The organism is Streptomyces silvisoli, from assembly GCF_029269905.1.
Lineage (GTDB): Bacteria > Actinomycetota > Actinomycetes > Streptomycetales > Streptomycetaceae > Streptantibioticus_A > Streptantibioticus_A silvisoli_A.
This window is the reverse complement of the sequence record NZ_JARJBC010000010.1, coordinates 244,631-254,380: the sequence shown is the minus strand read 5'-3', so window position 1 is coordinate 254,380 and position 9,750 is coordinate 244,631. Positions and strand designations below refer to the sequence as shown.

The following is a 9,750-nucleotide window of genomic DNA, read 5'->3' as shown; positions in this document are numbered from 1 at the left end:
GGAGCCGGGCGGCCAAGCCTCCCAAGCCATGGTCGGCAGCCTCATGAAAGCCACACCCGGCTCCCCTGGGTCCCCCAACCCTACGAATGGCTGGGGCAGGCCCAGCAAGAAGGTAGAGCCTCATGAGTGACACGTTCAGACGCACAACCGTCACCGCCTTCACCGGCCTCGGCCTGTGCCTGGCCCTTCTGCCCGTCGGACAAGCGCAGGCGCACGACGGGATCCGCGTCCCGTGCGGCGACATCGCCGCCCTGAAGGCGGCCATCAACCAGGCGAATCCCGACGGCGGCAGCATCGTCCTTGCCCCTCGGTGCGTCTACACCTTGACGGCGGCCGACCACGACGGTGATGGCCTGCCCCTGATCACCGGCAAAGTGCGGATCATCGGAGACCACTCCACAATCGATCGCAATTCCCCCGCAGCCTTCCGCATCTTCCACGTGGCGCAGGGCGGCAGCCTCACTCTGAAGTCGATCACCGTGCGCTATGGCCAAACCAATAGCGCGAGCAGCAATGGTGGGGGCCTCTTCAACGACCGCGGCAGCCTCACCCTGATCGACTCGACGGTCAGGAACAACAGGGCTACCGCCGGCGGCGGGATCTGGAACCAGTTGGGAACGCTCACCCTGAAGAACACCGCGATCAGGAACAACCGAGCGGGTTTCGGCGGCGGGGTGGCCACCAACGGCACGATGACGATGCACGGCGGCACCCTCGACGACAACACGGGCGGAGCCTGGGGAGGCGGCCTCGCCAACGCAGGGGACACCAAGCTCGACCACGTGTCGATCGACGGCAACGATGCCGGCGACTTCGGCGGCGGCATCGTCACCCTGGCGATCAACACCCAGACCGGGCCGCTGCTCCTGAGGGACACCAAGATCAGGTACAACATCGCCGGGGAAGACGGCGGCGGCATCCGGACCGGCGCGAACCAGCCGACAACCCTCTACCGCAGCATCGTCACCCACAACACCTCGAACGGCGGACCCACCACCGGCGGCGGCATCGCAAACCCGGGAAGCGGCCTCGGCCTCTTCATCGGTACGGACGGCAGCCTTCAGCGCAAGGAGAGCAAGCGGAACCTGCCCATGCTGACGCCATTCAAGGTGACCCTCATCGAAAGCGCCGTCTTCAAGAACCACCCGACCAACTGCGCCCCGCCCAACAGCGTCCCCCACTGCCACAACTCCGGCAGGCACTGAGCTCGCAGTGCCACCGTAGGCTCGAATCCCACCTTCGAATACACCGCCTCCGCAACGAGCAGGCAGCTCGGCCCCCCAACGACGTTAGTCGGGGGCACCGTGGTCGGACATGCCCGGCGGTGGCATCCCTGGCATAGATCGCTGCTCGTATCGCCATGGGTTACATAGCTACACCCTCGTAGGGACGGGGGTCTCCTGCCCGGTGGGCGTGGCCAAGGCCGATGGCTGAGGGCCTGCCCGCTGACGCAGCCGCGATCATCGAAGCGCTCCTCCCACCCGGTACCCGTGGGCGGGAGGAGTTGCTTCGGCAACTGCCGCACTGCCGTGTCGAGCGGCGCTGCGGTTGCGGATGCGCCACGGTTGACCTCGCAGTGGACAACGCGGTCGCTCCCCCGGCCACCGTCGCTGAGGACGGCATCGTGGCCGAGGGTTCATTCTCCGTGGACGGCGCGGCCACCGAAGCGGGCGTACTGCTCCTCGTCGCCAACGGCTACCTGTCGTGCCTGGAGGTCTACTCGGCCCTGGACGAGCCTGTCACGACCTGGCCCGCACCGCATCTGTTGGAACTCGGCTTCCCAACCGATCGAGTAAGTGCCCCGTCCGAGGGCGACCGGGACTCGTGCCCGCCGGGGATCGCGCCGACGGACGACTGATCGATCCGCGCGCCGTGACGGAGGGGGCGGCATGCCGCATTGTGGCCCAGGCGGCCAATTCCCCTACTCGCCAACGGCGTTGTATCGGCCGTCCAAGCGCCTGATCGGTTGCCCATCGAGGACCGCACGCGCACCGGGCTGGTCATCGACGCGCTCAAGGGGGCCTCGGTTCGCGCCCCATACCCTTGGCCCATGACAATCGCAACCACCGGCCAGGACGTGGCGGACGAAACCGCTGCCTTCAACAGGGAGTTGAGCGAAACCCTCGCCGCGGTGCCCAAGTTCTACGAAGTCGACGATCCGGTCGTGCTTCGTTCCGGATCCGGCGTGTTCCCGCCGCCAGTCCTCCTGGATCAAGGTTGTGATCGGGTCGTCCGTGGCCGCGCGGGTGGTGTCCCAGTCCGCGTCTTCACCCCACCCGAAGTCAATGGCGTGTTCGTGCACCTGCATCCGGGTGGCCGAGTGTTGGGGTCGGCCAGGCATCAGGACCTGCGGCTGTGGACGCTGGCCCAGGCGGCGAAGGTCGCGGTGGTCAGTGTGGACTACCGCTTGGCGCCGGAACACCCCGACCCGGCCGCGGTAGACGACTGCGAGGACGTGGCACGCTGGCTGGTAACCAACGCGGAAAGCGAGTTCGGCACTGACCGGCTGGTGATCGGCGGCGAGTCGGCAGGGGCGGAACTGTCCGTGCACACCCTGCTGCGGCTGAGGGAGACGGGCGGTCAGCACCGGGCGTTCCGTGCGGCGTACCTTGCCTATGGTGTCTACGACATGTCGCAGACCCCGAGCGCTCGCCTGGCCGGGGAGAGTAGTCCGCTCGCCTCTACGCGGACCGAGCGCTGGTTCCGCGCACAGGCCTTTCCCGGACTGACGGCGGAGGAACTGCGCGATCCCGCCATCTCGCCGCTCTACGCCGACCTTCGAGATCTGCCCCCGGCGCGGTTCGTTGTCGGCACCGGAGACCTGCTGCTGGACGACACACTCTTCATGTCGTCCCGCTGGCAAGCGGCCGGTAACGACGCAGTGCTGGAAGTGGTCGCCGAAGCGATGCACGGGTTCACCGCCTTTCCCATCACCGTGGCTGAACGAGAACTCGCTCAACAGCACAAGTTCGTCGCGTCGGCCATCGCCTGACGAGCCACTGCCCAGCCCGTGGCGTGTGTTGCCGTCGGGCACGGCGAGGGTGTTTGCCTCCGGCAGGAACCCCAGCGGTCCTCGTTGCCTCCCGTGCGGAGGCGTGTCGGGCCTGCTGTTGAACGGCGCCCTACAGGTGACGGGCCCGTCCCGTGTCAGACGGTTCGTCCGGGTGCGCGAGGACGGGTGGGCAACCAGCCAACTGGCCGCGTTGCCAGGCCACATGAAGGCAACGGAGGTGCTAACGCCGCGCGTAGTCGACGTACCCCTGCCAGTCCACGACGACGCAGGGTTCGTCGCCGACCACCCAGGCGTCGTGGCCGGGCGGGATGATGGTGAAGTCTCCTGGCCCCATCACCGTCTCCTCGCCGTCGTCCATGACGATCTTCATATGGCCCGAGATGGTGTATCCGGTGTGGGCGGCCTGGCAGCTCTCGGTCTGGGCGATCGGTTTGACGTGCTTGGACCACCGCCAGCCGGGTTGGAAGGTGGCCCGCCCGACGGCGCCGCCGCCTTCGATGTTGACGAGTTCCAGCTGCCCCTTGCCCTCTTCGAAGGGGCGCACCTCGTCAGGTGAGTCAAGGCTCTTGTTGACTAGACCGGACATGAGGCTTCGCTTCCTCTGGCCTACCGGCTCCGTACAACACCCAGAGTATGCGATATCGGAAATCCGGGCTCTCGCGCCGGAGGCGGCGGGGCGGCGGCCCGGCCATTGACCTGAACCGTGGTTCAGGTCCTACGTTCGGGGTGTCAGCGATCGGTACTGCGAGTAGGGCGGTGGACGGTGGTCTTCACGGAGGCGGAGCGGGCGTATCTGGCGGGGCAGGGCCTGGGAAGGCTCGCCACCGTGGGACGGGATGGTGGGCCGCAGGTGCGGCCGGTCGGTTTTCGGTGCAATACCGACGGGACGGTTGACATCGGCGGCCCCAGGCTGAGTAGCAGCCAGAAGTGGCGGAACGCCCAGGCCAATCCACACGTGGCCTTCGTCGTGGACGACATGACGCCAGACGAGCCGGGTGCCGTGAAACCGGGCTGGGGGCGGGGCGTGGAGATCCGGGGCCGCGCAGAGCTGCTGACCGGTGTCGAGCCGCCGCTCGCACCGGACTTCTTCAGCGACGAGATCATCCGCGTCCACCCCGAACGCGTCATCAGCTGGCACATCAACTCCGGGGAGTTCGAGTCCCGGAACCTGGGGTAGCCGCCCGGTGCTGGTCGTGGTGGCAGCTGCGGGACTGAGACCGGCGGTTACTCGCCGTCCCGATGCGGCAGTCTGACCACGACCAGTGAGACGCCTGCCAGGAGGATGTCGCGGGCTGCCGAGTCCAGGCCGTTCCAGGCCTTCGACTGCCACATGGCGAACCACTCGCCGCCGATCGCGACGAAGCCCGCGCCGAACAGCAGCAGCACCATCACCAGGCCCAGCGTGCTGGCGCCACGGGCGCGGGCGAGATCGCCGTCGCGCACAAGTGCGCGGGTCCACAGCGCTGTTGCGGCGATCAGGACGACCGCGCTGAGCGTCTCCCACGCGATGATGGCCACATAGGCGGTGTCCGCGACCGCGTGCGACGTGATCGCCCGCCACATCAGCGTCTTGTCGTGGAACGTGGTGTCCATCGCGAAGACATGCCGTACGAACTGCTGGTTGGTGCCGAAGTCGGTGATGTTCCCGAACGCCACCAGCGCCATGTACAGCGCCACCGTACCGGTCACCGCCGTCGCCGCGGCGGGCAGGCCGCCCAACGTCCGCAGCACGCCCCGCCGACCACTCCCCGTCATCACGGTGTTTCCCCTCCTACGGCATACTTCCCCGCTGACATGTCCCCACCAGGATGAAGGCTGGCACACGGATGACTACGGTAACCACCCGTACCCAGGTCGTGGTCATCGGTGCCGGGCCCGCCGGGCTCAGCACGGCGAACCTGCTGCGCCAGCGGGGCGTTGACTGCGTCGTGCTGGAGGCGCGCAGCCGGGAGTTCATCGAGCGGCATCCACGCGCCGGGTTCCTTGAGGAGTGGGCGGTACGCGAACTGGAGCGGTACGGACTGGCCGGGCGGCTGCTCCGACAGGCTGGCCGGCACGGCTCGTTCGAGTTCCGCTTCGATGCGCGGCGGCACCACATCCACTACGCGCAGCTGACCGGACAGCACCATTTCGTCTATCCGCAGCAGGAGTTGGTGACCGACCTGGTCGCCCACTACGCCGATGTGCTCGGCGGCGACATCCGGTTCGAGGTCGACGACGTGCGACTGCACGACCTCACCACCGACCGCCCCTTCGTCACGTACACCGATCCGGACACCGGCCGGCTGCACCGCGTCGAGTGCGCGTACATCGCCGGTTGCGACGGTGCGCGCGGGGTCTGCCGACGCCACATACCGGCGCAGGAGAGCGTGTTCGCCAGCCGTGACTACGGCATCGGCTGGCTGGCGCTGCTGGTCGAGGCGCCGCCCTCCGCCGAGGGGGTCGTCTTCGGCATCCACCCGCGCGGCTTCGCCGCCCATATGGCCCGCACCCCGCGGATCACCCGCTTCTACCTCCAGTGCCCGTCCGGCGACGACGCGGCGAACTGGAGCCACGAGCGTGTCTGGCGGGAACTGCACACCCGGCTGGCGGTGCCGGGCGCACCGATCACCGAGGGCCGGATCGTCGAACGGCAGGTGCTCGACATGCACAACTACGTCGTGGAGCCGATGTCGTACGGCAGGCTCCACCTCGCCGGGGACAGCGCGCACCTGGTGGCACCGATCGGCGCCAAGGGCATGAACCTCGCGCTCCATGACGCGTTCGCGCTCAGCTCGGCGCTCACCGCGCGGCTGCGGGACGGCGACGGGGCCGGGCTGGCCGGGTACTCGGCGCGGTGCCTACGCCGGGTGTGGCAGTACCAGGAGTTCTCGCAGTGGTTCGCCGACGTGCTGCACGGGGCGACGGACCCCGACCCCTTCCAGGCCCGTATCGCCGAAGCACGGCTGCGGCGGCTGCTGGACTCCCCGGCCGCCGCCACGGCGTTCTGCGAGCTGTACATCGGCCGGCTCGCCCGCTGAGCGCGGGGTCACACCGCTGGCCTGCGGTCCTCCACCGCCACCCGGCCCTTCCTGATGGTGGCCAGCCGGGGTGCGCGGCGGGCGACCGCCGAGTCATGGGTGACCACCACGAACGTCAGCCCCCGCTCCCGCCACAGCCGTTCCAGCAGGCCCATCACCTCGTCCCGGTCCGCCGCGTCGAGGTCACCGGTCGGTTCGTCGGCGAGCAGCACCCTGGGCCGCTTCACCAGCGCCCGGGCCACCGCCACCCGTTGCCGTTGGCTGCCGGACAGCGCGGCGGGCAGGGCGCCGCGGTGTTCCGCCAGGCCCACCGACTCCAGTGCGCCGGTGGCCTGTTGGCGGCGTTGCGCCGCGGTCAGGCCCAGCGGGACCAAGGCCGTCTCGACGTTCTCCAGGGCGGTCAGGGAAGGGATGAGGTTGTCGGTGCGGAAGACGAACCCGATGCTCTCGCTGCGCAGTCGGGCCAGCCGCGCCTCGGGCAGCAGGGCGAGGTCGGTGCCGTCGAGTTCGACGCTGCCCTCGGTGGGGCGGTCCAGGCCGCCGAGCATCTGGAGCAGGGTGGTCTTGCCGCCGCCCGCGGGCCCCTGGATGACGAGTTGACCGCCGTCCTCGATCACCAGGTCGACGCCGGTCAGGGCGTCGATGGTCTCGCCGCCGCGGCGGTAGCGTTTGGTGACACCGGTCAGTGTGTACATGCCTCGTTCCGTGGGGTGTGGGGGTTCGGTGGGTTACTCGACGCGGTGCAGGGCGTCCGCGGGCCGCAGCCGGGAGGCCCGCCAGCCGCCGACGCCCGCCGCGACCAGGCCGCCGCCGACGGCGAGGGCGGCGGCGACCACGATGGTGGTGGCGTTGACGGGGGCGGTCAGCGCGATGTGCGGCAGCGTGCCGGCGCTGCCCACCCTGGCGGTGAGCATGGGGCTGGCGGTTGTGAGGGCGTACGCCGCCGCCAGGCCGAGCGTGATGCCGAGGGCGCCGCCGATCAGGCCGTTGACCAGTGCCTCGCCCACCACCTGCCGGACGACCCGGCCGCTGCTCCAGCCCAGCGCGCGCAGCGTGGCGAACTCACGGGTCCGGCGCCCGACCGCGGACCAGGTGAGCAGTCCGGCCGCCAGGAACGCGGCGGCCAGCACGGTCGCGGAGAGCCAACGCCCCACAGTCGAGGCGAGGTTGGACGCGGTGGACAGCGATCCGGTGACGTGGGCGGCGAGTTCGGCCGAGGTGGTGACACGGATGCCCGGAACGTGGTGCTGGATGGCCGACTTGGCGGTGCCGACGTGCCCGGGGTCGGTGGCCCTGACGTAGACCGTGCTGACCTTGCCGGGGGCGTTGGCGAGGGCCTGGGCCTGGTGCAGCGGTAGGTAGACCTCGGCGGTCGGATCCGCGGCGGTGGCGATTCCGATGACCTTGAAGGTGCTGCCGTGCACGGTGAGCGCCCTGCCCACGGCCAGGCTGGTGCGCCGGGCGTAGTCACGGTCCACCACGGCGACCTTGTCGTCGGTCTGCTTGGCGCTGAAGCCCGTACCGCTGGTGATCGTGACTGCGGTCAGCGGTCCGATGCCGGGGTGGGAGACGTCGACGCCGTACGCGCGGTAGTCGTCGGCGGTGGCCTGGCCGCCGCCCCGCGCGGCGCCGCCGGAGTGCCCGGCGGTGACGCCGCCGTAGCCGCCGAAGCCGTGCTGGCCGTTGATCTCGCCGGTGCTGTCGGCGCCGGCCGGGAGCGACTGGCCGCGCCCCCGGGAGTCGTGGCCGCCGCCCTTGACGATCCGCAGGCCGAGGCCGCCCGCCGCGTCGGCCACACCGCTCTGCCCGCGCACCCGGCTGACCACGGAGGAGTCCAGCGACTGGCCGCCCTGGACCGTCACGTGGTCGTCGCCGTCGGCCGGACCGGCGGGGTGCGCGGTGAAGTCGGCCTTGGGCGGGGAGGCCGCCGTGGTGACGGTCAGGTCGGTGCCGCGGCCGTAGAGCGACTGGACGACCTGGCCCTTCGCCTGCCCGGTACCGGTGGCGACGGAGGAGACGGTGACCACCAGACCGGTGCCGAGGGCGAGCCCCAGGGCGATGGCGAACGCCGCCCGCACGCGGCGGCGCAGCTCACGCCGTAGGTAGGTGAAGAACATCCGGCCCTCGCCGTCGGCGCCCCGCGAGCGGAGACATGGGGAGACTGACGGCGAAATGGTAGGAACCAGCCGTTAGGGCTCTCTGAGTCCCGTATGAAACAGGCATGAGAATGCCCCCGGAGCGTACGCTCCGGGGGCACCTCGGCGGCACGGGTGCGGGGCGTCGCCCCGCCGGTGCCGACCGGTCGCGGTCGTTCGGCGCCGCCGGGAGGGCTACAGCGCGCTGCCCGCCTTCCAGTTCGACCAGGGCATGTTCCAGCCGTTGAGGCCGTTGTCGGGGGCGATGGTGCTGTCGTGGGAGTTCTTCACCACGACCAGGTCGCCGACCTGGGAGTGGTTGTAGAACCACGACGCGTCCGTGCCCGGGTCGCCGCCGCCGCGTACGTCGTCGAGGCCGATGCAGCCGTGGCTGGTGGCACTGGAGCCGAAGATGGACTTGTCGGACCAGTAGTTGCCGTGGATGAACGTGCCCGAGTTGCTCAGCCGCATGGCGTGCGGCACGTCCGGGATGTCGTACTCACCGCCGAAGCCGACCGTCTTGCCGTCCATCCGGGTCGTCTCGAACTTCTCCGAGATCACCATCTGCCCGTTGTACGTGGTGTGTTCGGGGCTGCCGGTGGACACCGGAATGCTCTTGATGGTCTTGCCGTCCCGAACCACCGTCATGGTCTGGGTGTTCACATCGACCGTGGAGACCTGGGAGTGACCGACCTTGAACGTGACGGTCTTGTTCTGGACACCGCTGATCCCCTTGGCGCCCCGCACGTTGTCCAGGTCCAGCTTGAGGGTGACGGTGGAACCGGCCTTCCAGTAGTCCTGCGGGCGGAAGTCCAGCCGCTGGTCGCCGAACCAGTGGCCGACCACCTGCTGGCCGCTGCTGGAGCTGACCTTGATGTGGGACTGGACGTCCTTCTTGTCGGTGATCGCCTTGTCGAAGTTGATCGAGACCGGCATGCCCACGCCGACGGTGGAGCTGTCGTCCGGCGTGTAGTACGCGATGAAGCTGTTCGCCTGCGAGACCGTGGTGAACGTCGAGTTGGCGGTGGCCGGGCGGTTGTCGGCGTCCTTGGCGGCGGCCGTGATCTTGTACGCGGTGGCCCGGGCCAGCTGGCCGTCCGGCTTCCAGCTCTTGCCGTCGGCGGATATCTTGCCGGGCACCGTCTTGCCGCCGTTGACCTCGGCCATGGACACCTTGGTGAGTGTGCCGTCGCTCACCGCGACCTTGGCGTCGTTGTTGATGCCGACGTTCGTCGCCTTGTCCTTGGGTGAGATGGCGATCTTGGCGGTCGAGGCGTCCTTGGCGGCGGCCGCGTCCACCGCGGCCGTCTTCGACTCCGCGGAGCCGGACCCCCCGCACGCGGTGAGCAGCAGCGCACCGCCGACCATCACGGACACCGCGGCCAGCCCACGGCGCGCACCGCGCCCGCGGTGCTGCTCAGGGGTGACACCGGTACCGCTCTGCGGCGACTTCACACGTATCTCCATCCGTTAATACGTCTCGTACGAATGGAGACACCTACCCCCCTTAAGTCCGTTCCGCCCCACAAGGCACTGTGAGGAATGCCACGTTCCGGGACAACCGGGGGCCGTCCCGGAACGG

General features: G+C 69.4%; 10 protein-coding genes. 5 read left to right on the top strand and 5 right to left on the bottom strand.

The genetic code is table 11. The features are described 5' to 3' along the window. Positions 1-122: 122 nt before the first annotated feature. The 3 genes from P3G67_RS18580 (at position 123) to P3G67_RS18570 (ending at position 2,992) form a co-directional block, all read left to right on the top strand. On the top strand, positions 123-1,205 hold the full coding sequence (locus P3G67_RS18580) for a hypothetical protein (protein WP_276094436.1): 1,083 nt from the start codon (positions 123-125) through the stop codon (positions 1,203-1,205). Between the two features lie 221 nt (positions 1,206-1,426). Next, complete coding sequence (locus tag P3G67_RS18575) at positions 1,427-1,858, top strand: hypothetical protein (protein ID WP_276094435.1); 432 nt, start codon at positions 1,427-1,429, stop codon at positions 1,856-1,858. A 108-nt stretch (positions 1,859-1,966) separates the two neighbouring features. Next, positions 1,967-2,992 (top strand): alpha/beta hydrolase, encoded by a 1,026-nt coding sequence (locus P3G67_RS18570; protein WP_276094434.1) that lies wholly within the window; start codon positions 1,967-1,969, stop codon positions 2,990-2,992. Between the two features lie 241 nt (positions 2,993-3,233). On the opposite strand, the gene P3G67_RS18565 is transcribed toward P3G67_RS18570, so the two are convergent. Further along, a complete protein-coding gene (locus P3G67_RS18565; protein ID WP_276094433.1) occupies positions 3,234-3,599 on the bottom strand; it encodes a cupin domain-containing protein in 366 nt (121 codons plus the stop codon). 177 nt (positions 3,600-3,776) lie between these two features. On the opposite strand from P3G67_RS18565, the gene P3G67_RS18560 reads away from it, so the two are divergent. Continuing rightward, positions 3,777-4,190 (top strand): PPOX class F420-dependent oxidoreductase, encoded by a 414-nt coding sequence (locus P3G67_RS18560; RefSeq protein WP_269853558.1) that lies wholly within the window; start codon positions 3,777-3,779, stop codon positions 4,188-4,190. 47 nt (positions 4,191-4,237) lie between these two features. On the opposite strand, the gene P3G67_RS18555 is transcribed toward P3G67_RS18560, so the two are convergent. After that, positions 4,238-4,768, bottom strand: coding sequence for a DUF2165 domain-containing protein (locus P3G67_RS18555; RefSeq protein WP_276094432.1), 531 nt, complete (start codon positions 4,766-4,768; stop codon positions 4,238-4,240). A 71-nt stretch (positions 4,769-4,839) separates the two neighbouring features. On the opposite strand from P3G67_RS18555, the gene P3G67_RS18550 reads away from it, so the two are divergent. Further along, positions 4,840-6,033, top strand: coding sequence for a 4-hydroxybenzoate 3-monooxygenase (locus P3G67_RS18550; protein WP_276094431.1), 1,194 nt, complete (start codon positions 4,840-4,842; stop codon positions 6,031-6,033). Positions 6,034-6,041: 8 nt separating this feature from the next. Here the strand turns inward: P3G67_RS18550 and P3G67_RS18545 are convergent, their stop codons facing one another. From P3G67_RS18545 to P3G67_RS18535, 3 genes are all read right to left on the bottom strand, one after another. Next, positions 6,042-6,728 (bottom strand): ABC transporter ATP-binding protein, encoded by a 687-nt coding sequence (locus tag P3G67_RS18545; protein WP_276094430.1) that lies wholly within the window; start codon positions 6,726-6,728, stop codon positions 6,042-6,044. Between the two features lie 33 nt (positions 6,729-6,761). Then, entirely contained in the window at positions 6,762-8,150 is a 1,389-nt protein-coding gene (locus P3G67_RS18540; protein ID WP_276094429.1) for an ABC transporter permease, read from the bottom strand. 213 nt (positions 8,151-8,363) lie between these two features. Next, on the bottom strand, positions 8,364-9,536 hold the full coding sequence (locus P3G67_RS18535) for a L,D-transpeptidase (protein WP_276094449.1): 1,173 nt from the start codon (positions 9,534-9,536) through the stop codon (positions 8,364-8,366). Positions 9,537-9,750 lie beyond the last annotated feature (214 nt).